This window comes from Flavobacterium xanthum, assembly GCF_900142695.1.
Classification (GTDB): domain Bacteria; phylum Bacteroidota; class Bacteroidia; order Flavobacteriales; family Flavobacteriaceae; genus Flavobacterium; species Flavobacterium xanthum.
This window is the reverse complement of sequence record NZ_FRBU01000017.1, coordinates 47,340-69,494: the sequence shown is the minus strand read 5'-3', so window position 1 is coordinate 69,494 and position 22,155 is coordinate 47,340. Positions and strand designations below refer to the sequence as shown.

Here is a 22,155-nt window from a genome sequence, read left to right as displayed (position 1 = left end):
AGAACTATTTAAGCATACAAAAGTAACTGGAACAAATGCACAAAACCTAAAAAAAATGAACGAGTATCTTGCTATAATTCTTAGAAGTAGTGCCGTTTATTTTTTTATGGTTATTGCATTGCGACTTTTTGGCAAGAAAGAATTATCACAGCTCAATACTGCCGACGTTATATTAATCTTGCTAATCAGCAACTCCGTCCAAAATGCAATGGTTGGAAACGATACTAGTTTATTAGGAGGTTTAGCCGCAGCTTCCGTTCTATTTAGCATTAATTTTACTTTAAAAAAATTGATGTATAAATTCCCAAAATTCAGCGATTTCATGCAAGAAAAGCCAGAAATTCTAATACATGATGGCCATTTGGATTTTAAATCTTTAAGCAAATTAAACATTACTTCTGATGAATTAAAAGAAGCAATGCGCGAACATGGAATCGAATATTTTAAAGATGTAAAGCTGGCTATGCTAGAAATTGATGGTAATATAAGTATCATTTCTGGAAATCAAAATCTGAAACAAACGTATCATAAGCGGAAACACATTCACAAAAGCTTAAGCTGAATATGAAACAAACCAATACTGTAAAAACCTTCCTATTGAATTTAATTCTGCACTGTTAAAGTTGTAAATTAGGTCCATGACAAAGCGAAGGTAATTTTATAAAAAAAATTATTAAAAACTATTCTTGATATTAGAAAACAACCCACCTAAGATTTAAGTTGTTCCAAAATTATTTTATTCGTGTATTTAAGCAATCTCCTGATAAAAATAAAAGAATACTATTTTTAATACAGTCAAAGTTTCCATCGTTAATCTAATCAATTTAATAAACAATAAAAATCATGGATAAAGTAACGGCACACATTGGTGCAGAGCTCTACAAAACAGAAATAAATTCGGCTACGCATACAATGATCTCCGATGAACCTGAAAGTGCTGGTGGAATGGGTTTAGGCTTTGCGCCAAATGAATTGCTCGCTTCCTCTTTAGCAGCCTGCACATGCATCACTTTACGCATTTATGCCAATCGAAAAGGATGGAAATTAACTGATGTCAAAGTTGAAGTTACTCTTGATACTGACCCAATAGAAAACAAAACAAAAATAATACGGGATATTCAACTGTTTGGCGATTTAGATAATGACCAAATTGCACGATTATTAAACATTGCTAATAAATGTCCGATGCATAAAATTTTGAGTAATACCATAGAAATAAGCACCATCTTAAAATAGAAAGGACATAAATTAAATCTTTGAACAAAATTAAAAAAACAATTTTAGCAAAAAAAAACCATTCGGGATCTCCGAATGGTTTTTTTTATATTGATTTGACTCTATATTAGATAAAAATACTGAAAATATAATAGATGATAGCTGCTAAAATAGCTGATATAGGAATCGTTAAAACCCAAGCCCACAGCAAACTTACCGTCATACCCCAACGCACCGCAGAGACTCTTTTAGTAAGTCCCACTCCAATGATTGATCCTGTGATTGTATGTGTTGTACTTACAGGAACTTTAAAATGCTCTGTAAAATACAATGTCAATGCTCCAGCAGTTTCTGCTGCAACACCTTCAAAAGAAGTCACTTTAGTTATTTTAGACCCCATCGTTTTTACAATTTTCCAACCACCGCTTAAAGTTCCTGCTGCAATTGCAGAATAACAAGCTAATGGAATCCAAGCGGGCATTCTAAATGTACCTTCATCATTGGGCAAAACTACATCTAACCAAGCAGGTAAAGATGCTTGCGCAACGCCACTAGTGTTGATGTAAACAGCAACCGCTGCCGCAATAATACCCATCACCTTTTGTGAATCATTTCCACCATGTCCTAAACTAAACGCTGCAGAGGATAGCAATTGCATTTTTTTCAACCAAGACGTAGCTTGATTTAAATTTAAACTACTAAATATCAAACAAAAAGAGCTTATTGCAAGTACAATAAATGCTACTAAAAACCATTTGATATTGTGTGCTTCAAAAGCGACACTCCAAAAATGGGAATCAAATCGAGGTTTTGTAATTTCGTCAAAGTAAATCATTTGACTTTCTACAAACCAAATCGTCAAAATCATTAAAGAAGCGGTGAAAATTTTAGGATAAATACTTTTCTTAGAAGCATTTAACAACCAGATTGATATTAGATAAGATATTAAAGCCCCTAATAACGGTGCCAATATGATAAAAGCAACGATGATTAAAACTCCTGAAGGCATTCCTCCATCCTTCCCTACTTTATACCAAGAAACAACTCCAAATCCTGCATGAGCAATTGCAGCTCCTGCAAAACCCCCAATTAAAGTATGAGAAGAACTCGATGGAATTCCTTGCCACCACGTAAATAAATTCCAAATAATTGCCGCAATAACACCAGCTAGAATAACCACCAAGTTGATATCCATGGTATTGGCTGTTTTCGCAACGGTATCAGCTACACCAAAGCCAAATACCCAATAGGCTAAAAAGTTAAAAAAAGCTGCCCAAACTACCGCTTGAAAAGGGGTTAATACTTTTGTGGCAACAACCGTTGCTATCGCATTGGCTGCATCATGAAAACCATTGATGTAATCAAAGATTAAAGCCAACACAATAATAACTATCAGTAGAGTAAATTCCATAATTATAATTTCAGAATAAAACGGATTGAATTAAGAATGTTTTACAGAAATTGATTCTAAAACACTCGCTACACTTTTGCATTTATCAGCAGCAGTTTCTAAAACTGACAGTACTTCTTTATACTTGATAATGTTTTTGGCATCCGTTTCATTTTCGAACAAATCAAGCACTGCTTTATCATAAACATTATCTGATTTATTTTCTAACTTGTTGATTCTAACGCAGGCGTCCGTGATATTTTTAATTTTTTTCAGATCTCTTAATTCTCTAACCGCAACATCAATATTTTGACATGCCTCAAGATTGATTTCTGTTAGTTTTCTAATTGATTTTGTAATTTTATCTACTTGATACAACCTCATTCTACTTGCGGCACCATGAAGGTTATCGGCTACATTGTCAATTGATGTAATCAACGAATGGATATCTTCTCTGTCAAAAGGAGTAATAAAATTTCTACTTAATTCTAAACTGGTTTGACGCGTTATATCTTCTCCTTTTTGTTCTAAAGCATCAATTTTTTGAAAAAGAACTTCACGCTCTTTTAAAGGAAGATTAACAGCTTCGTGTAAATTTGTAGCAATTTCTATTAGATTACTAGATGCTTCTTCAAAAAGTGGAAAAAACTTTTTGTCCTTAGGAACCAAAAATTGGAAAAAATTATTTATGTTCATTACATTAAAATTTAGTTCGGCAAAATTACTTCATTATTAACGGCTAATGTTAAGCTAACATTAACAAATCATTTTCCATTTGAAAAGTATTTAAAAATGAAACCGTCTTTTCGATATCATAGTGCAAAATTCGGTCTTCTTTTATTAATGGAACTTCTTCGCGATAGGCATTTAAAAACATCTCAATAAAATCACTAGATTTTAATGGCCTCCTATATTCAATAGCTTGAGAAGCATTCATTAATTCAATTGCTAAAATCCGCTCCACATTATCCAAAACTCGCAAAGCTTTTGTTGCTGCATTGGCACCCATGCTTACATGATCCTCTTGTCCGTTACTAGAAACAATACTATCGATACTCGCTGGAGTCGCCAATTGCTTGTTTTGACTTGCAATACTGGCTGCTGTGTATTGAGGAATCATTAAACCCGAATTTAATCCCGGGTTGTCGACCAAAAATGCGGGAAGATTTCTAGACCCTGATATCAATTGATACGTTCTACGTTCCGATATACTACCCAATTCTGCCAAAGCGATTGCCATAAAATCTAAGGCTAAAGCCAAAGGTTGTCCATGAAAATTGCCGCCAGATATGATTTGATCACTTTCAATAAAGATATTAGGATTATCCGTCACCGAATTGATTTCAGTTTTGAAAACTTTTTTTACATATTCAAAAGCATCTTTTGAGGCACCGTGAACTTGTGGCATACATCTAAAAGAATACGGATCTTGAACGTGCATTTTTGCCTGTTCAATAATTTCACTTCCATCTAGAAAACCTTTTATGCGGTTTGCAGTTACGATTTGTCCTTTATGCGGCCTGATAAAGTGGATCAACTCATGAAAAGGTTCAATTCTTCCATCAAAAGCTTCCAGAGAAATGGTTCCTATCAAATCGGCCAAATATGAAAATTTACTTACTTTCATCAAAATATGCGCTCCATAAGCACTCATAAATTGAGTTCCGTTTAGCAAAGCCAACCCTTCTTTGGATTGTAGCACAATTGGCTCCCAATTAAAATGTTTCATAACGACACTGGAATGCACCCTTTTACCTTCATAATACACATCCCCTTCGCCCAATAAAGGCAGTGATAAATGCGCTAAAGGAGCTAGATCTCCGGAGGCACCAAGCGAACCTTGTGTGTATATTACAGGCAGAATATCATTATTATAAAATTCAATTAACCGCTCGACGGTTTGCAATTGTATTCCAGAGTGACCATAACTCAACGATTGGATTTTAAGCAATAGCATCAGCTTTACAATCTGGGATGGCACTTCCTCACCCGTACCGCAAGCATGCGATTTTACCAAGTTTTCCTGTAGTTTTGATAGATTTTCATTAGATATTTTGACATTACAGAGTGATCCAAAACCCGTATTTATTCCATAAATAGGTTCCGAATGGGAAGCCATTTTTTTGTCTAAATAGTCCCTACATTTTTGAATATTAATTTTTGCTTCATCAGACAAAGCCAAAGCTTTATAATGCGAAACAATTTCGCTTAATATTTCGAGGCTAAGTAATTCATTACTAATGTAATGTGTATTGTCCATTTTGATCCTGTTTAAATGGTAAAATTGACTAAATCTTTATAAATACACAACATATATTGATGATAATTTAAAAAGTATCGGTAAACAAATCCAAATACTAAATTTCATTCCTATAATTACAAATAGTTCGTTAATTACTATTCCTATTTTATTGTATCCTTAATACTATACTCCGGCTCGTACTAAATCTAACCGAATTTTAAGCATTTACAATCGCAATAAGGCGGAATTGAATACTTTATCGGCATCATATGATTTATTCAAACAAAGTATAGGAGTTAGAAAATCAGGAAATTTATACGAATAGCTCTGCTAGGAACGATATTACACAAACAAAAATATAGTATCGCCAAATAGGACTTGGAATTTTCAATTATTCGTAAAAACACACTAAAAGACATCCATTTTTATAAAAAATTGTACTTTTGGAATATAAAAATGACAAATAACAGACCTACATATCGCGCTTCGATAACAACTCAAATTCGGGTTGCAACTGCTGTTACGTTTACTACAACAACTACCCCATTGGGGTAAACAAACTACATATAATCCTATTGTTATATCTTTTTTTTCGGAAGATAGAAAGTTATTGGGCGTATACTAAACAGTTGGATTTTTCAAGACACAACACAACACACACATTCGTATCGTGGTAACTCAATAGTCAGTTAATTTTACAAATGACGGTACCTTTTTACATTAAAAAACAAATATAAACTTCGTATGAAAGTATTAAAATTTGGCGGAACTTCGGTTGCCAATGCACAAAACATAAAACTAGTTTTAGATATTATTAGCAACAAAGCAAAAGACGAAAAATTAATCGTGGTCGTTTCTGCCTTTAGCAAAGTGACTGATTTATTGCAACTGGCTTCTAAAAAAGCTGCTGCTGGTGACGAAAGTTTTAAAGAGATTCTTGCCGATATTGAGAAAAAACATTTAGATGCTTTAAAAGAACTTATTCCAGTATCCGAACAAAGCAGTCTTTTGAGTCACATCAAAAGGATTGTTAATCATCTTGAAACCTTACTGGATGGTTGCTTTCTTTTAGGTGAATTATCACCACGAACTTCAGATACTATTTTGAGTTTTGGAGAATTGCTTTCTTCCTATATTATAGCTGAAGCATTAAAACAAAACCTAAAAAATAGCAGTTATAAGGACAGCCGAGAACTAATCAAAACCAACAATCATTTTGGGAAAGCAGCCGTAAATTTTGAAGTATCAAATCAATTGATTGCTGATTTTTTTACTTCCAATGAAAATCAGGTAGTGGTGATGCCGGGATTTATTGCAGCTTCATTAGACGGAATCAATACTACATTAGGTCGCGGTGGATCGGATTACACAGCGGCAATAGTAGCCGGTGCATTGCATGCCACTGATTTAGAAATCTGGACTGATGTAAACGGTATGTTTACTGCCAATCCAAAAATTGTAAAACAAGCACAACCTATTGCCTTCATCTCCTATCAGGAAGCGATGGAATTGTCTCATTTTGGTGCCAAAGTTTTATATCCGCCAACAATTCAACCCGTTTTGACAAAGAATATTCCTATTCTGATCAAAAATACCTTTGAACCAGCAGCTGAAGGAACTTATATTTCCAATCAGGTTTTTGCGCAATCCAATCCCGTAAAAGGAATTACACATATTGATGCAATCACATTAATTACACTAGAAGGCTCCGGAATGATTGGTGTTTCCGGCTCTTCCAAAAGGCTTTTTGAAGTATTGTCTAATAAAAATATCAATGTAATTTTCATCACTCAAGCCTCTTCGGAACATTCTATTTGTATCGGAATTCTAAATTCGGATGCTGATGTGGCGGAAGAGGTTATCAACAAAGCGTTTGAGGTGGAAATTTCACAAAATAAAATAGAACCTTGTATTGTTGAGAAAAACCTTTGCATTATTGCTTTGGTAGGCGAAAATATGAAAAATCATCAAGGGTTAAGCGGAAGAATGTTTAGCACTTTAGGTAAAAATAATGTCAATATTCGAGCGATTGCACAAGGAGCTTCCGAAAGAAATATTTCGGCTGTAATCAATGAAAGAGATGTAAAAAAAGCGCTAAATACGCTGCACGAAAACTTTTTCGAAGAAAACACCAAACAGTTAAACCTATTTGTAATGGGCGTTGGAAATGTGGGAGAGAAATTCATCGAGCAAATTCACCAACAAAAGAAATTCTTAAGAGAAAGTCTGAAAATAAATATGCGCGTTATTGCATTGTCCAATTCCCGAAAAATGTATTTTGATGAAGATGGAATTTCTCTAAAGGAATGGCAATTTTTATTAGAAACCGGAGAACCTGCGGATAAAGAACAGTTTATTTCTAATGTAAAACAACTCAATTTACGCAATAGTATTTTTGTGGATATAACAGCAAATGAAAGCGTATCTAAAACCTACGAACAGTTCTTAAAAAGAAATATTGCAGTAGTAACCTGCAACAAAATTGCTTGTGCCTCCGAGTACGATAATTACAAAAAACTAAAGAAATTATCGCAACAATTCAATGCTCCTTTTCTTTTTGAAACGAATGTGGGAGCAGGATTGCCAATTATTGATACCGTAAAAAATCTAGTTGCTTCGGGCGATGAAGTCAATAAAATTCAAGCCGTTTTATCAGGAAGTCTAAACTTTATCTTTAATAATTTTGACGAAAACAACACTTTTCATAATGTCGTTAAAGAAGCTGGCGTACAAGGATTTACAGAGCCAGATCCTAAAATAGATTTGAGTGGAATTGATGTAGCCAGAAAGATATTAATCTTGATTCGGGAAAGTGGATATAAAATGGAAATTGAGGAAATTACAAACGAATCGTTTATGCCTGCAGAATGTTTGGATACCACTTCAAATGAAGCGTTTTTCGAATCTTTAGAAGCACACGCTTCTCATTTTGAAGCTATTTACAAAGAAGCATTAAGCAAGGAATCTCGCTTGAAATACGTGGCACAATTTGAAAATGGAAAAGCAAATGTTGGGTTGCGTTTTATTCCAAAAGATCATCCTTTTTACAATTTGGAAGGAAAAGACAATATCGTATTATTTTTTACAGACCGTTATGTAGACCAGCCTTTATTGATAAAAGGTGCCGGTGCCGGAGCGGCAGTAACCGCCTCTGGAATATTTGCTGATGTGATTAGAATTGGAAACGTATAAAAATAGTTTATAGTTTTCTTTGTTTAAAGTTTCAAGTTCAAGAACTGGCTACAACTTTAAACTTTAAACCTGAAACAAAAAATCATGAATGAAATAAAAATATTTTGCCCTGCTACAATCGCTAATCTTTCCTGTGGATTTGATGTACTTGGACTGTGTTTAGAAACTGCTGGCGATGAAATGATTATTCGGAAATCAGATGTGAAAGGGATTCGCATCACTAAAATTGTGGGTGCCGACTTGCCTTTGGAAACCGAAAAAAATGTGGCTGGAGTATCTGCTCTCGCAATGCTAGAAACTATTGAAACCGAATTTGGATTCGAAATAGAAATCTATAAAAACATCAAAGCTGGTAGCGGAATTGGAAGCAGTGCTGCAAGTTCAGCGGGAGCTGTTTTTGGAATCAACGAATTACTGGGACGACCATTCACACGAAAAGAATTGGTTTTATTTGCGATGCAAGGCGAAAAATTAGCCAGTGGAAATGCCCATGCCGATAACGTTGCTCCTGCCCTTTTGGGTGGTTTTACGTTAGTGAGAAGTTCAAATCCATTGGATATTATCAAAATAAAAAGCCCATCTGAATTGTATGCTACGGTGGTTCATCCTCAAATTGAGTTAAAAACATCTGATGCACGTTCGGTGTTAAAGCAAACCGTTTCCTTGAAAAGTGCCATCACGCAATGGGGAAATGTAGGTGGACTAATTGCTGGATTGTACACTAAAGATTATGACTTAATCGGGCGTTCGTTGCATGATGAAATAGCAGAACCGTTGCGAAGTGTTTTGATTCCCGGATTTGATTTAATCAAGCAAACTGCTTTAGAAAACGGAGCTTTAGGTTCTGGAATTTCGGGTTCAGGTCCTTCTATTTTTGCTTTAAGCAAAGGAAAAGAAACCGCAGACAAAATTGCAAAAGCCATGAGCGCTGTTTATGACGAAATGAATTTACCGTATGAAATTCACGTTTCAAAAGTGAATGACGAAGGGATGAAAATAATAGCCACCTAAACTCCGAAAGGGAAATAAAAGGAATAAAATTATTGATTTAAAAATTACAACAACACATTCTGAATCCAGTTTTGTCTCCCTTTCCTTTGGTGAGGGTTATGGTAGGGATTCCACAATTACTAAACAAATGAAATATTACAGTTTAAACCATAACGCACCCAAAGTTTCTTTCAAAGAAGCAGTAATACAAGGATTAGCAACTGATAAAGGGTTGTATTTTCCTGAAACAATTACTCCTATACCACAAGATTTTTTTGATAACATCGAGAATTTAAGCAACGAAGAAATTGCTTTTCATGCGATTCAACAATTTGTGGGCGATGAAATCCCTACAGCCATTCTCAAAGAAATTATTGACGAAACCTTGTGTTTTGATTTCCCTTTAGTAGCAGTTGAAAAAGGAATCTATTCTCTTGAACTATTTCATGGACCAACAATGGCTTTCAAAGACGTAGGTGCGAGATTCATGTCTCGTTGTTTGGCCTACTTTAACAAAGACAAAAAAGACAGTAAAAATACCGTTCTCGTGGCAACTTCCGGAGATACAGGAGGAGCTGTTGCCAGTGGTTTTTTAGGCGTTGCAGGCGTCGAGGTGGTAATTTTGTATCCTTCTGGAAAAGTAAGCGACATTCAGGAAAAACAATTAACAACTTTAGGTCAAAATATAAAAGCGCTAGAAGTCGATGGCGTTTTTGATGATTGTCAGGATATGGTCAAAAAAGCGTTCTTGGACGAAAGTCTGAAACACAAAAACCTAACTTCGGCAAATTCGATTAATATCGCGCGTTGGTTGCCACAAATGTTTTATTTTTTCTTTGCTTACAAAGCTTTAAAAAAACAAAAAAAGGAATTGGTTTTTTCTTGTCCAAGTGGGAATTTCGGGAATATTTGCGCTGGGATTATTGCTAAAAAATTGGGCTTACCTATTCAACATTTTGTGGCCTCGACTAATATAAATGATACAGTTCCAAGGTTTTTAGAAAACGGTGTTTTCGATCCGAACCCTTCTATAGCTACGATTTCTAATGCGATGGACGTAGGAAATCCAAGTAACTTTATTCGCATTCAAGAAATGTATCAAAATGATTTAGAGCTATTTAAAAAAGATTTTTCATCTTATACGTTTACTGATGAAGAAACCAAAATAGCCATGAAAACTATTTTCGAAATCGATGGCTATATAGCTGAACCGCACGGAGCCGTGGGCTATTTAGGGCTAAAGAAAGAAATGAAAAACTATCCCAATGCGATTGGAATTTTCTTAGAAACTGCTCATCCAATTAAATTTTTGGATGTGGTTGAACCTATTTTAAATGTAAAACTACCCATTCCTGCACAAATTGAAAGTGTGATGAATAAAGAAAAAGTCAGTACAAAAATTAGCGCGTATGAGGATTTGAAAACGTTTTTAGCATCATAATGCAATCTTGATTCCCCATTATGAAACCGGTTATACATTTCACTCCGCCGATTTTTTTTAAAATAATAAATTGATCTAAAGTTTCTCAACCCTTTAAATTTGTTTTTAAAACACATTTTGGCCTATTAAATTTTTAGGCCAGGAATCTGCTGACAAGCAAGAAATGTTATTTAGACCCGACAGTAGCGGCATCCTTTTGTGCCGACTTTTCGGCGCAAAAGATATAGCGCATGGCGGGAGAACTGGTCTTGAAAAACCGAAAAAATTGTACTCCTAATGCAACTGCTGAATGGTTGCCTATTTCTTTACTGTTTTTCTTTCAAAATGATGATGGTACAACTGCAGAAAATTAATTGAGATAAAACGATTTCAGCAAATAACTTCCGCGCCCATTTTACCTAAAAATGAACGTGCTAAACCGCTACAAATTAAAAATTTAGAACAGATCCTAAATACTAAATTTACTAGAAAAATAAATTAAATAGACCTATTGATAAAGCCATTAATTTTATCTACTTTTGCAATCAAATTGAGCAACCCAATTTAGGTTTCAACCTGGTAATAAAAAGCTTAGTTTTCATAAAGCAAAATTGGCAGCTATTTAATACTGGTTTGCTCTTGTTAGAAACAAAAATCTTCGGATTTATGCATTACCTCAAGCATCACTACCGCACAAATTAGTTACCCTTATATTAACAAATTTTTAAAAAACACGAAGAAGTTTATGACAGATCAAAACATGAATGAAGTTAGTTTTGAAATTGAGGTATTAGATAAGCATAAAGAATATAGGAACCAGTATCAATCCAATGATTTTTACTGGGGAGTAGGCATCGAAAATGAATGTTATTTAGAATTTGATAATCAACGTATCGTTGACAAAAATTTCTTATTAACAAATGGCATACGTGAAAAATATAGCGTCAACCATTTTAAAAATTATAAAGAAAACGTATTCGAAAATTCGCTACTTAAAATATTAACAGACAAAGAGTATGCAATCCCTGTTTTAATGAACTCCCATTCGTTTACAAAAACAGATGTAAACAATCAACATAAAGTTTTAGATCCCATAGACAATGAGCCAAACCCAGAATACATTGGGGAAAGTATTTTTGAAATATTACAAAAACACAATAACTATTTCATTGACGAACATCAAAAAAAATTCATTTTTGATGGTGACACCATTGAATTTGTAACGCAGGATTTTTACAAAAAAGATATCGATACTGTCATTGCGGAACTAGCAAATATAAAGCAAGAATTTACAGTAAACTTGCAACAACTATTACTAAAAGAAAATATATTTTCGCAATTTGGCAACATAAAAATCTGCTCGGAAAATCATCCTTTTGCCATATTTGTTTCTAATAATGAAAATTATTCTGTTTTCAATAACATGACCTATCATTTTAATTTAACGATTCCAACAGAGTTAAATAAGGAAGGTGAAATTAAAGACAAAGTAGATTTTATCAAAAAACATCAGCGTACGATTCGGTTATTTCAATGGTTGAGTCCGTTGTTTATGATCAAATTTGGATCCTCTGACTTTTTATCCCATAATGACAGTAGCGTTAACTTAACCAAGGCATCACAACGTTGTGCTATGTCAAGGTATATAGGGATTGGAACGTATGACACTAATGTTATGAAAACTGGAAAAATAGTCCAAATGGATTTTGATGCGCATCCAATGCACGATAATCCGTTGTGGTGGGTGAATCGCTATTCTGAAATATCAGATTATGAGAAAATCGATAAAATTGGACTTGATGTAAATTTTCACAAACACAAAAATCACGGTATTGAGTTTCGAATATTTGATTATTTTAATGAAAAACACCTCAAGGAAGTTTTAAATTTTCTGATTTTCATTATGGATCATGCCATATTAAACGAAATCGAAAATCCGATTTGCGATTTAGAATGGAATAACTTTGTCTATGAATCTATTGTTCATGGAAAAGAAACGGCAGTCCCAGCAAACCTTATTTCCCTTTTAGAAAACATATTGTCTATAACAATAGAATCTAATGATCCTATCGCAATCTATAGTCAAATATATGCTAGTTTACATGATAGATATTATGAAAATGGTTTTTGTAGTTCCTTGCTAATCACTAAAATTGCAGTAGCAGTATAAAGGTTAATAGAAATTAAATATTACAAAAAAGACTTCTGCACCACTAGAGTACAGAAGTCTTTTTTATTTAAAATGCATTTGCTACTTAATCATGATAGTAAAAGATAGCAGATGAATATCCTTTTTCAGGATCTTTACTATCCCACCAATCCTTTCTAACTTCTGAAAAATAATTATAATTATCCATTCCTGCTTGAGATTGCAGCGGATAAATGACCTTGCCCTCTAACCGAAATGCCTTTTCAGTTTCGGTTTCTGGAACAACCACTACAACGTGCCCTGACTTATTTAATATGAATCGTTTAGCACAAATGACACCTACACCTCCATTAGCATTGACTTTCTTTTGGAGTACATCAACATCACTGACTCTTTCCCAACCAAAAGCATTAGCCGATTGCAAAAACCAGTCATAAATATAATTAGAATAAAAAGGCCTCACTGTTTCTCCAAAAACTAAGGGCACTTCGTTTCCGTTTTCAAGCGCTTCTATTGCTGTATCCGTCCATCTTAGTCTGGGAATATAGACTTTGGCAAAAAAGCAATAATCAAAGGTGTAGATATTACAGTAGGTATCAGAATCATCTTTTTCATATCTGTAATTTTTTGAGACATCGAGCGTTTCTATTATTTTTCGAATGGAAGATAGCTTGGATGCAACACTAGTTAAGTCTCTGAAAGGAATAGCTGGATCACCAAGCGGCTTGTAGGTTTCTAATTTGTTGTCCAGACTTCCTTTAGAACCTGGTTCAAAATTAGGCACTTCGATATCTGCAATTTCATCTGTCGTTTCATCTACATGTTCAATATCTTGCGAAAACACAAAACCTTCTTTGTCAGTATTCAAAAGCTTTACCTTCCACCAATCTGAGGTCGTTTTCTCAATTAATTTAACAGTATGTCTAAAAGGGATTTGTGTTAAAATTTTAGAATTATCATTCGCCGAAGGAAAATCCCTAAGATTTAATGACGAAGTTGCTACTCTATATTTCATATTAATCTAGTTTATTATCTAAAAATAATTAAATCGCAAAATACTAAAAACAACCAAGAAAGCATCAATAGAAACTACTATTTTACCATATTTTTAATAAAAAATCCAATTGCAAAAATTACTGGCATATTTACCTCAGCCTAATACAAGATCTTCCTTTTTTCCTCCAAGCCAAAATTGATGCTTTTTGGTACTTCTTTTTTTTAATACATTTTCAACAACCTCGTCGATTTAATTTCTATTAACAAGAAATTATTATGCTGTAATCTCGTCTGCTTTGTCAAAATGAACATTGTTATTAATCTTAGAAATTTTTAGTTTGCCATGCCCTCTTTCTTCTTTGCTGTTTTACTAATTTATTGACTACTTACCATTTCTTACTTTTAGGAAAAAAAATGGTAGTTCCAAATTAAAATAAAAGTCCAATCGTTGCTAAATAACTTCTTATTTATGAAAGGAAACACATCACTTGTTTTTATTGCCAATTAACTTTTCAAACTGTCTATTGTAGTATTAGCAATCACGGATTGATCCTGCAACAAAACGTCTTCCTCAGTTGCATATTCATCTTTTGCTTTTATCAGAAGCCACAAATTCTCTTTTTTAGCTTTCAATTTCACTAATACGAATTCCCCTTTCAGTTTTTTGCCCTCTATTATAAATCGGACCTGGCCTTTTTGCAAATAGGCATTTAGATTCCCATAATTTTCATCGTCAACTAGAATATAAGTTCCATTATCCCAAACTATAACGTTACCCGCACCGTAATTACCTTCAGGAATGATTCCTTCAAAATTACGATAATCATAAGGATGATCTTCCACCTGTATAGCTAGTCTTTTATGGGCAGGATTCATTGATGGACCTTTAGGTATCGCCCAACTTTTTAAAACTCCTTCACTTTCTAACCTAAAATCATAATGCAAGTGAGATGCAGCATGTTTTTGAACAACAAAAATCATTTCCGCCACTGATTTTTTTATTTTACCTTCTGGCTCAGCGGTGGATGCAAAATTGCGCTTTTGATTGTATTCATGTAAAGTCATTGCACTAGGATTCTAGTTTGTTTAAAAATGCAAGATTAAATCTTATCCCCTGTGTTCTCTTCTAAATCATTATGATTGTCGCCACCAATACTATAATGGTTATTTTCTTCATCCTCACTCCCTATTTTCTCTTGTTCATCATCTAATTCTGAACCGGGTATATCCAAGTCGGCTCCAGTCTTATCATCCTCAAAATCTTTTTCATTAAAATCCGTAACATTATTAATTTCAACAGGTATTTTCTTTTTAGAAATATCCTCTGGATTAATATCGCTTTCCTTGTGAAATTTATTGTAAATATCTTCACTTGGTGGATACAAAAGGGAATCTGGTACTTTGTTTTTATCTAATTTTTCTGACTTAGCTGCATTTGACTCTGATTTATCATTTTGATTTTCCATTAGACTATTTATTTAATTATTGATTACTAAGTTACTCATTTTTGTTCAAAAGTGTATTTTATTTAACTCTAAAAGTAGCAATTCCTAACAAAAACAAGAGACAAATCCTCCCTAGATTTATTAAATTAACATTAATTCCAAAAAAAATGAGGACAGAATCATTAGCCCATTCCTTTATCATTTCGAAAAAAGAAAGACGCTACATAATTTTGAAACATTTGCTTTAATCTTCATTTAATGACTTATATCATATAATAAGCAGTATTAATTAGCGACCTTTAGATTTATTAATTATTGATTTATAGCTAATTATATTTATTGTCGATTGACAACTAAATAAATTTTAATAGTGAACGAATTGAAAATTTAAAGCCTTACGATTAATTTAAAAATGATTTGGAACTATAACCTTTAATAAAAAATGAAAATGAAACAGACTAAAACAATGAAAGCACTTGTATATGATGGACCAGGTAAGATTGAATTAAAAGAGGTGCCATTTCCTAAAATTGAAAAAAGCACTGATGCAGTGGTAAAAATACTTAAAACGACTATTTGTGGTACAGACTTAGGTATATTACACGGAAAAACTCCATCGGTGAAACCGGGAACTACATTAGGTCATGAGGGAGTTGGTGTAATAGAAGAAATTGGTACTTCTGTCCGGAATTTTAAAAAAGGAGACCATGTCATAATCTCCTGTATCACATCAGATGGCAGTTGCGAATATTGTAAAAAACAAATGTACGCTCATTGTGAGGACGGCGGTTGGATTTTAGGGCATCTTATTAATGGCACACAGGCAGAATACGTTCGGATTCCACATGCTGATAACAGCCTCTATCTGATACCAGACGGATCTGATGAAGAAGCGCTGGTAATGCTGAGTGACATTTTACCTACAGGACATGAAATTGGTGTGATTAATGGCGGAGTAAAACCAGGAGACACCATTGCGATTGTAGGAGCCGGTCCTATAGGAATGTCAGCCTTACTGACAGCTCAGTTCTACTCTCCGGCAAAAATCTATATGATCGACATCGATGAAAATCGTTTGGAAATGGCTAAAAAATTTGGCGCTACGCATACCATTAATTCTACCAAAGAAGATGTCACAAAAAGAATTCAATCAGAAACAAAAGATGGTGTAGATGTGGCTATTGAAGCCGTTGGAGCGCCAGCTACCTTTGATATATGCCAAAAAATTGTTCGCCCCGGTGGACACATTGCCAATATCGGAGTGCATGGAAAGCCAGTAGAACTGCAAATTCAGGATTTATGGATCCAAAACATCACGATAACAATGGGATTAGTAAACACCAATACTACTCCAATGCTTTTAAAAACAGTTTCCTCCGGTAAATTAGAACCTTCTAAACTGATAACTCATCATTTTAAATTGAAAGAGGTCCTAGAAGCGTATGAAGTATTTGGCAATGCAGGGAAAGAGAAAGCAATGAAAGTAATTATTGAACCGTAAAAACGAGTAAAAATTTAAATTATTTTTTTTGTTATCATGCTCTGATGGGTAGCAATTATAAGATTTATTCTATCCCTAATGAATAAGTGAAAAGTAATGCAATCGAGAGGGATTCTCCATACTCCATCTCCTTTGCGGTACTTTTCATTTTATAATTACAAAATAATAAAACCACTAAACCCTCAAAACTTAATGCTAATTTAACACCAAAAGTAATCGTTGTTACCTAATTAATCGTAATATTGCAATATAAATATATTACGATGGGAGTAACTAAAACAGAACATTTTACGGAGGAGCAAAACGAACTGGCTGTACTTGCCAAAGCATTAGGTCATCCTGCTCGTATTGCCATAATTGAACATCTTATAAAAGTTGATAGTTGCATCTGTGGAGAACTTGTAAACGAATTGCCTTTAGCACAACCTACTGTTTCGCAACATTTGAAGGAACTAAAAAATGCCGGGTTAATCAAAGGAAATTTCGAAGGGGCTTCAATTTGTTATTGCTTGAACGAAGAAGGGTTTGAGAAAATAAAAAGTTTTTTTACCCTTATCAATACCTATTTAGAAAACAGGAAAGACCAATGTTGCTAATTTTTAAATTATAAAAAAATGAAACTATCAGAAATTAAAAAAGAATTGAACGCGTTAGAAAACGTTGCTTTTATATTACCAAACGGAACCTATGTTCCAGAACATTTTCACGTAACGGAAGTAGGCTTAAGTACCAGAAACTTCATTGATTGCGGCGGAAAAGTTCGAAAAGAGAACGTTGTGAATTTCCAGTTGTGGGATGCCAATGATTTTGATCACCGACTTAAACCAAAAAAATTATTGGATATCATTGAATTGTCTGAAAAAATTTTAGGAATTGAAGATCATGAAGTTGAAGTGGAATTTCAAGGAGAAACAATTGGTAAATACGACTTGGGTTTCAACGGAACGGACTTTACTTTAATCAACAAACAAACCGCTTGTTTGGCTGAAGACCAATGTGGCATTCCTGCTGATAAACAAAAAGTAAAATTGTCTGCAATCCCAACTCAAACGAATAGCTGCACGCCAGGTGGAGGCTGTTGCTAATTCTTAAAACTATAAAATGAGCCCAATTAAAACCATCTTCTTTTCAGAAATTGAACAAGTAATCCGTGCTTTTGATTACGAAAATATATCTTCAGAACGTAAGATTATTTTACAACCACTTCTTGATTTTATCCAAAATAAAGTTTCCAAAGAGCAAGAAATAAGGCTAAACTTTATTTGTACGCACAATTCCAGAAGAAGTCATTTGTCCCAAATTTGGGCACAGACGGCCGCGGGGTATTTCAATATTAAAAATGTTTTTTGTTATTCCGGTGGTACAGAATCTACTGCATTATCCCCTATGATTGCCACAACATTAAAGCAATCTGGATTTCAAATTAATACTATTTCTGAAGGAAATAACCCAATTTACACCATAAAATTTGGAAAGAATGAACCTCCAATTATTGGTTTTTCTAAAACCTATGACGATGATTTTAATCCAAAAAGTGAATTTGCAGCATTATTAACTTGCTCTCAAGCGGATGGCGGATGCCCTTTTATTGCTGGTGCAGAAGAAAGGATTCCTATCACATTTGAAGACCCGAAAGTTTTTGATAACACGCCACAACAACAGCAAAAATACAAAGAGCGCAGTTTACAAATTGCAACAGAAATGTGCTATGTATTCTCCCAAATAAAATTATAAAATGGCATTACATAAAAAAAGATTAAACTTTCTAGATAAGTACCTTACCCTTTGGATTTTCATAGCCATGATAATTGGCGTTTCCATTGGTTATTTTATTCCTTCAAGCGATGACTTTATCAATTCCTTCTCCAGCGGAACCACTAATATACCTTTAGCAATTGGACTAATTGTAATGATGTATCCACCATTGACCAAAATTGATTTCTCAAAAATTCCATTAATTCTTGACAAACCAAAATTATTGACAGCCTCTTTTTTAATTACGTGGATTGTAGGTCCTTTTTTAATGTTTTTATTAGCAACCTTCTTCTTGAAAGATTATCCTGAATATATGACAGGTTTAATTATAATAGGAATTGCGCCGTGCATAGCTATGGTAATTGTATGGAACGAATTAGCCGAAGGAAATAGAGAATTAACAGCCGGTTTAATTGGAATAAATAGTTTACTGCAAGTATTCTTTTTTAGTTTATATGCTTATTTCTATTTGGAAATCATGTTGCCATTATTTGGAATAAAAGGTTTAGAATTGAACATTTCTATAGCTGAGATTGCGATAACGGTTGGGATTTATTTAGGAATTCCATTTGCATTAGCGGTAATTAGTCGCTACACCATCAAGAAGTTCATTGGTGACAAATGGTTCAATCAAAAATTTATTCCTTTTGTATCGCCACTTACATTGATCGCTTTACTTTTTACAATTGTAGTTATGTTTAGTTTAAAAGGGGAAATGATAGTTGATTTGCCTATGGATGTGTTTCGAATTGCGATTCCACTTGTCATTTTCTTTACCATTATGTTTTTCCTGATGTTCTTTGTTTCAAAAAAGATTGGAGCAAATTATAGAGACGCTGTAGCGCTTTCCTTTACCGCATCTGGAAATAATTTCGAATTAGCAATTGCTGTTTCCATAGGGGTTTTCGGAATCAATAGTGGCCAGGCATTTGCGGGTGTTATTGGACCTTTGGTAGAAGTTCCTGCATTGATAATTTTAGTGAATGTCTCTTTTTGGTTGAAAAATAAATATTATTCAAAACCAGTAGTAGTCACAAAAACTGAAAATCCCTAATTGTATGAACAATTTATAGTTCTTAAGGTGTGTCCCAGATTCTCCTATTGGACGATATTAATAGTGAAGCTTCTTTGACGCGAAAAAACCAAAACAACATACAATTTAAACAGATTCAAACAAAATGAACAAAATTTTAGATGTCATAGTCGTTGGCGGCGGACAAAGTGGACTAGCTTGCGGGTACTATCTCCGGCGCCATAAAGTGAACTTCCTTCTCTTGGACAAAGAGGAAAAATGTGGTGGCGCTTGGCTTCATGCTTGGGATAGCCTAACCCTTTTTTCTCCTGCTGAACACAGTTCCTTACCGGGATGGCTCATGCCAAAATCTAAAAATCTATTTCCTCTAAAACAAGAAGTAATTGATTATTTATGCCAATACGAAAAGCGTTATGACTTGCCAATTGAGAGATCCGTAACTGTAGAAAGCGTGCTTTTAGAAAATAAAATTTTCAAAATACAAACCAATAAAGGAATGTATTTTTCCAAAGTTATTATTGCCGCAACAGGCACTTGGAGCAATCCTTTTATACCAAAAATAGCAGGAATAGATACCTTCAAAGGAATTCAGATCCATTCGGCACAGTACAAAAATTCAGAATCCTTTAAAAATTTAAAAGTCCTTGTTGTGGGCGAAGGCAATTCAGGCGCACAAATTGTAGCCGAAGTTTCTAAAGTTACCAATGTTAAATGGTCTACTAGCAAACCACCTCAATATTTACCAGACGAAGTAGATGGTTTTTATCTTTTTAACGTAGCAACTGCAAAATACAATGCGGAAAAAGAAGGAAAACCATTTAATGCAGCCAATTATGATTTAGGAACTATTGTAATGGTACCGCCAGTTAAAGAAGCTCGATCTAGAGGTGTTCTCCTCTCTAGCGGTGGTATTAAAAGTATTTATAAAGAGGGCGTGATTTGGAATGACGGAACTAAAGAAGATTTTGATGCTATAATCTGGTGTACGGGTTTTGGGTATGCCACGTCTTTTCTAAAAAATAGTGTTTCAACAGACGATAGAGGCATTGTAAAAGCAGAACAAAGCAAAGCAACAGAAGTTGATGGATTATGGTTAGCGGGTTATGGAAGCTGGACTGGTTATGCATCGGCAACACTTATAGGCACAAACAGAAATGCCAAACAAACTTGTAGCGAAATTTTAGCCTATTTGCACAACCAATAATTTAGTTTTTCTAATAAACGCTCCATTAGCGGCGCCTTAAATTAAATTATTGCCTTTTGAAAATTTCTACCGCATCAGTATTAAATTTATTTTTTAACCACGCAGTCAATTTCTTCTTTTCGATTGTGTCTAAATCATTTTTACTTTCATAAAGCACCACAGTAATCACTTTTCTATCTTCTTTATTCTCATTAAAAATATGATTTGCTATAGCAATATTGATAATTTCAGGAAACAAAATTCTAGTTTCCCCTAAAATGGCATTGTTATCAAATTTTAAAGAAACGATTTGGCTTTGCAACTTAGCTATAATCAAATCTTTCTCGCTCATGGTTTTGTTATTAAAAGTAATTTCATTTAAAATATCCTGTTTCAAATCAGTTGTATCTTGAATAATATTTAAAACAGTGTTATTTAACTCGTACGTTTTTAGTTTTACGTTAAGTTCTTTTATTTCATCCTTATCGAGTCTTCTTCTTAAAAAAGCAATATCTATTTTTTTTGGATTTGACGTAAATTGTGTTTTTTTATACAATACTGTGTATCCTTTATCTAAGAATTCCAATTTTAAAAATAATTCTACTTTTTGCTTGTATTTTTTTTCTTGAAAAAGTTGGTAGGCAAAAAAGACACTCGGTACAATCAAGGCTAAAGTCAGAAATGAAATCATATATTTCACTCTCTTCTCCGTTCTTAAATCAGTTTGTTTAACAATTGGATATTTTAAATATTTGACAATTATAAAGGTTGCAATGCAGATAAAAACGCAATTAATAGTGTACAAATACATTGCTCCAAAAAAGAATTTAAAATTCCCTAAAGCTAAACCATAACCTGCCGTACACAACGGTGGCATTAATGCAGTTGCAATGGCCACTCCAGGAATAGGATTTCCCTTCTCTACTCTTGTGATCGCTATAACTCCCACTAAACCTCCAAAGAAAGCAATGAAAATATCGTAAATATTAGGTGACGTCCTGGCTAAAAGTTCGGATTGGGTGTCTTTGAAGGGACTTAAGAAAAAGTAAATAGTAGATACTAATAAACTTACCACCGTAGCGATGAGTAAATTTTTAAGTGATCTTTTGAGCAAATTAAAATCATAAATTCCCAAGCCAAAACCAGCTCCAATAATTGGTCCCATCAAAGGAGAAATAAGCATTGCACCAATAATAACGGCAGTTGAATTTACATTCAAACCTACTGAAGCAACTACAATGGCACAAGCTAAAATCCATAGATTCGATCCTCTAAAAGAGATGTTTGATTTTACATTATCCAACACTTTCTTCTTGTTTTCTTCGCCGCTATGTAAGTCAATAAAATTTACTACTTTATTCATTTCCCTCGTTTATTTCTTAATTGAATAGCATCTCCAACCTCACCATTTTGCCTTTGCTGTTATCCGCCAAAGTAGCAAGATAACCATTTTTGAACTAATTGAAAACTTTCACTTTCAATCTTCTAATTGGCCACACAATTTAGCTGCTTCATTCATAGATTTGAAATAAGTTAAACTCATTCAATCTTAAAATTAGGAAAAAAAATTCAAGTAAAACAATCTCCATTTTAACATGATAAAAAACAGTAATAAGGAAAAGCCATTCGTAAAGCATTCACAAA

At 33.9% G+C, this 22,155-nt stretch carries 20 protein-coding genes; 13 read left to right on the top strand and 7 right to left on the bottom strand.

Going from position 1 to position 22,155, the window contains the following annotated elements:
* Positions 1 to 55: 55 nt before the first annotated feature.
* Both BUC11_RS08935 and BUC11_RS08930 read left to right on the top strand, forming a co-directional pair.
* Complete coding sequence (locus BUC11_RS08935) at positions 56 to 562, top strand: DUF421 domain-containing protein (protein WP_073353443.1); 507 nt, start codon at positions 56 to 58, stop codon at positions 560 to 562.
* A 281-nt stretch (positions 563 to 843) separates the two neighbouring features.
* The gene (locus tag BUC11_RS08930; protein WP_073353442.1) at positions 844 to 1,236 is read left to right on the top strand and encodes an OsmC family protein; all 393 of its coding nucleotides are present in this window, start codon (positions 844 to 846) and stop codon (positions 1,234 to 1,236) included.
* A 106-nt stretch (positions 1,237 to 1,342) separates the two neighbouring features.
* Here BUC11_RS08930 and BUC11_RS08925 read toward each other — a convergent pair whose 3' ends face one another.
* From BUC11_RS08925 to hutH, 3 genes are read right to left on the bottom strand one after another with little or no spacing between them, the layout of a single operon-like run.
* The gene (locus BUC11_RS08925; protein WP_073353440.1) at positions 1,343 to 2,626 is read right to left on the bottom strand and encodes an inorganic phosphate transporter; all 1,284 of its coding nucleotides are present in this window, start codon (positions 2,624 to 2,626) and stop codon (positions 1,343 to 1,345) included.
* A gap of 30 nt (positions 2,627 to 2,656) precedes the next feature.
* On the bottom strand, positions 2,657 to 3,301 hold the full coding sequence (locus BUC11_RS08920; protein ID WP_066078630.1) for a DUF47 domain-containing protein: 645 nt from the start codon (positions 3,299 to 3,301) through the stop codon (positions 2,657 to 2,659).
* 49 nt (positions 3,302 to 3,350) lie between these two features.
* Positions 3,351 to 4,865 carry a histidine ammonia-lyase gene (gene hutH, locus BUC11_RS08915; protein ID WP_073353439.1) on the bottom strand — a complete coding sequence of 505 codons (1,515 nt, stop codon included), beginning with the start codon at positions 4,863 to 4,865 and terminating at the stop codon, positions 3,351 to 3,353.
* 726 nt (positions 4,866 to 5,591) lie between these two features.
* Here hutH and thrA point away from each other — a divergent pair.
* The 5 genes from thrA to BUC11_RS08895 all read left to right on the top strand — a co-directional run bounded on the left by thrA (position 5,592) and on the right by BUC11_RS08895 (position 12,619).
* The gene (gene thrA, locus BUC11_RS08910; protein ID WP_073353436.1) at positions 5,592 to 8,039 is read left to right on the top strand and encodes a bifunctional aspartate kinase/homoserine dehydrogenase I; all 2,448 of its coding nucleotides are present in this window, start codon (positions 5,592 to 5,594) and stop codon (positions 8,037 to 8,039) included.
* A gap of 84 nt (positions 8,040 to 8,123) precedes the next feature.
* On the top strand, positions 8,124 to 9,050 hold the full coding sequence (locus tag BUC11_RS08905) for a homoserine kinase (protein ID WP_073353434.1): 927 nt from the start codon (positions 8,124 to 8,126) through the stop codon (positions 9,048 to 9,050).
* Positions 9,051 to 9,177: 127 nt separating this feature from the next.
* Positions 9,178 to 10,470: a threonine synthase gene (gene thrC, locus BUC11_RS08900; protein ID WP_073353432.1), complete on the top strand. Its 1,293-nt coding sequence runs from the start codon at positions 9,178 to 9,180 to the stop codon at positions 10,468 to 10,470.
* Between the two features lie 230 nt (positions 10,471 to 10,700).
* Positions 10,701 to 10,823 carry a hypothetical protein gene (locus tag BUC11_RS17275; RefSeq protein WP_255546279.1) on the top strand — a complete coding sequence of 41 codons (123 nt, stop codon included), beginning with the start codon at positions 10,701 to 10,703 and terminating at the stop codon, positions 10,821 to 10,823.
* 371 nt (positions 10,824 to 11,194) lie between these two features.
* On the top strand, positions 11,195 to 12,619 hold the full coding sequence (locus tag BUC11_RS08895) for a hypothetical protein (RefSeq protein ID WP_073353430.1): 1,425 nt from the start codon (positions 11,195 to 11,197) through the stop codon (positions 12,617 to 12,619).
* Between the two features lie 85 nt (positions 12,620 to 12,704).
* On the opposite strand, the gene BUC11_RS08890 is transcribed toward BUC11_RS08895, so the two are convergent.
* The 3 genes from BUC11_RS08890 to BUC11_RS08880 all read right to left on the bottom strand — a co-directional run bounded on the left by BUC11_RS08890 (position 12,705) and on the right by BUC11_RS08880 (position 15,060).
* Positions 12,705 to 13,613: an SH3 domain-containing protein gene (locus tag BUC11_RS08890; RefSeq protein WP_073353429.1), complete on the bottom strand. Its 909-nt coding sequence runs from the start codon at positions 13,611 to 13,613 to the stop codon at positions 12,705 to 12,707.
* 485 nt (positions 13,614 to 14,098) lie between these two features.
* Entirely contained in the window at positions 14,099 to 14,659 is a 561-nt protein-coding gene (locus BUC11_RS08885; RefSeq protein WP_073353426.1) for a DNA polymerase ligase N-terminal domain-containing protein, read from the bottom strand.
* Positions 14,660 to 14,694: 35 nt separating this feature from the next.
* Positions 14,695 to 15,060, bottom strand: coding sequence for a hypothetical protein (locus tag BUC11_RS08880; protein ID WP_073353425.1), 366 nt, complete (start codon positions 15,058 to 15,060; stop codon positions 14,695 to 14,697).
* Between the two features lie 427 nt (positions 15,061 to 15,487).
* Between BUC11_RS08880 and BUC11_RS08875 the strand changes: the two genes are divergently transcribed.
* The 6 genes from BUC11_RS08875 (at position 15,488) to BUC11_RS08850 (ending at position 20,532) form a co-directional block, all read left to right on the top strand.
* Positions 15,488 to 16,540: a zinc-dependent alcohol dehydrogenase family protein gene (locus BUC11_RS08875; RefSeq protein WP_231379846.1), complete on the top strand. Its 1,053-nt coding sequence runs from the start codon at positions 15,488 to 15,490 to the stop codon at positions 16,538 to 16,540.
* Positions 16,541 to 16,803: 263 nt separating this feature from the next.
* Complete coding sequence (locus tag BUC11_RS08870) at positions 16,804 to 17,136, top strand: ArsR/SmtB family transcription factor (RefSeq protein WP_073353423.1); 333 nt, start codon at positions 16,804 to 16,806, stop codon at positions 17,134 to 17,136.
* Positions 17,137 to 17,154: 18 nt separating this feature from the next.
* The gene (locus BUC11_RS08865; protein WP_073353422.1) at positions 17,155 to 17,625 is read left to right on the top strand and encodes a DUF6428 family protein; all 471 of its coding nucleotides are present in this window, start codon (positions 17,155 to 17,157) and stop codon (positions 17,623 to 17,625) included.
* A gap of 16 nt (positions 17,626 to 17,641) precedes the next feature.
* A complete protein-coding gene (locus BUC11_RS08860; RefSeq protein ID WP_175547741.1) occupies positions 17,642 to 18,274 on the top strand; it encodes an arsenate-mycothiol transferase ArsC in 633 nt (210 codons plus the stop codon).
* Position 18,275: 1 nt separating this feature from the next.
* Positions 18,276 to 19,349 carry an ACR3 family arsenite efflux transporter gene (gene arsB / locus BUC11_RS08855; RefSeq protein WP_073353420.1) on the top strand — a complete coding sequence of 358 codons (1,074 nt, stop codon included), beginning with the start codon at positions 18,276 to 18,278 and terminating at the stop codon, positions 19,347 to 19,349.
* Between the two features lie 124 nt (positions 19,350 to 19,473).
* Positions 19,474 to 20,532 carry an ArsO family NAD(P)H-dependent flavin-containing monooxygenase gene (locus BUC11_RS08850; RefSeq protein WP_073353419.1) on the top strand — a complete coding sequence of 353 codons (1,059 nt, stop codon included), beginning with the start codon at positions 19,474 to 19,476 and terminating at the stop codon, positions 20,530 to 20,532.
* 46 nt (positions 20,533 to 20,578) lie between these two features.
* On the opposite strand, the gene BUC11_RS08845 is transcribed toward BUC11_RS08850, so the two are convergent.
* On the bottom strand, positions 20,579 to 21,874 hold the full coding sequence (locus tag BUC11_RS08845; protein WP_073353417.1) for a TIGR00341 family protein: 1,296 nt from the start codon (positions 21,872 to 21,874) through the stop codon (positions 20,579 to 20,581).
* Positions 21,875 to 22,155 lie beyond the last annotated feature (281 nt).

What these genes read in the sequence shown, in the direction of transcription:
- BUC11_RS08845 (WP_073353417.1), bottom strand. Translation starts at nt 21,874, where the DNA reads ATGAATAAAGTAGTAAATTTTATTGACTTACATAGCGGCGAAGAAAAC.
- BUC11_RS08850 (WP_073353419.1), top strand. Translation starts at nt 19,474, where the DNA reads ATGAACAAAATTTTAGATGTCATAGTCGTTGGCGGCGGACAAAGTGGA.
- BUC11_RS08870 (WP_073353423.1), top strand. Translation starts at nt 16,804, where the DNA reads ATGGGAGTAACTAAAACAGAACATTTTACGGAGGAGCAAAACGAACTG.
- hutH (WP_073353439.1), bottom strand. Translation starts at nt 4,865, where the DNA reads ATGGACAATACACATTACATTAGTAATGAATTACTTAGCCTCGAAATA.
- thrC (WP_073353432.1), top strand. Translation starts at nt 9,178, where the DNA reads ATGAAATATTACAGTTTAAACCATAACGCACCCAAAGTTTCTTTCAAA.
- BUC11_RS08860 (WP_175547741.1), top strand. Translation starts at nt 17,642, where the DNA reads ATGAGCCCAATTAAAACCATCTTCTTTTCAGAAATTGAACAAGTAATC.
- BUC11_RS08905 (WP_073353434.1), top strand. Translation starts at nt 8,124, where the DNA reads ATGAATGAAATAAAAATATTTTGCCCTGCTACAATCGCTAATCTTTCC.
- BUC11_RS08930 (WP_073353442.1), top strand. Translation starts at nt 844, where the DNA reads ATGGATAAAGTAACGGCACACATTGGTGCAGAGCTCTACAAAACAGAA.
- arsB (WP_073353420.1), top strand. Translation starts at nt 18,276, where the DNA reads ATGGCATTACATAAAAAAAGATTAAACTTTCTAGATAAGTACCTTACC.
- BUC11_RS08935 (WP_073353443.1), top strand. Translation starts at nt 56, where the DNA reads ATGAACGAGTATCTTGCTATAATTCTTAGAAGTAGTGCCGTTTATTTT.
- thrA (WP_073353436.1), top strand. Translation starts at nt 5,592, where the DNA reads ATGAAAGTATTAAAATTTGGCGGAACTTCGGTTGCCAATGCACAAAAC.
- BUC11_RS08925 (WP_073353440.1), bottom strand. Translation starts at nt 2,626, where the DNA reads ATGGAATTTACTCTACTGATAGTTATTATTGTGTTGGCTTTAATCTTT.
- BUC11_RS08920 (WP_066078630.1), bottom strand. Translation starts at nt 3,301, where the DNA reads ATGAACATAAATAATTTTTTCCAATTTTTGGTTCCTAAGGACAAAAAG.
- BUC11_RS08885 (WP_073353426.1), bottom strand. Translation starts at nt 14,659, where the DNA reads ATGACTTTACATGAATACAATCAAAAGCGCAATTTTGCATCCACCGCT.
- BUC11_RS17275 (WP_255546279.1), top strand. Translation starts at nt 10,701, where the DNA reads ATGGCGGGAGAACTGGTCTTGAAAAACCGAAAAAATTGTACTCCTAAT.
- BUC11_RS08865 (WP_073353422.1), top strand. Translation starts at nt 17,155, where the DNA reads ATGAAACTATCAGAAATTAAAAAAGAATTGAACGCGTTAGAAAACGTT.
- BUC11_RS08875 (WP_231379846.1), top strand. Translation starts at nt 15,488, where the DNA reads ATGAAACAGACTAAAACAATGAAAGCACTTGTATATGATGGACCAGGT.
- BUC11_RS08890 (WP_073353429.1), bottom strand. Translation starts at nt 13,613, where the DNA reads ATGAAATATAGAGTAGCAACTTCGTCATTAAATCTTAGGGATTTTCCT.
- BUC11_RS08880 (WP_073353425.1), bottom strand. Translation starts at nt 15,060, where the DNA reads ATGGAAAATCAAAATGATAAATCAGAGTCAAATGCAGCTAAGTCAGAA.
- BUC11_RS08895 (WP_073353430.1), top strand. Translation starts at nt 11,195, where the DNA reads ATGACAGATCAAAACATGAATGAAGTTAGTTTTGAAATTGAGGTATTA.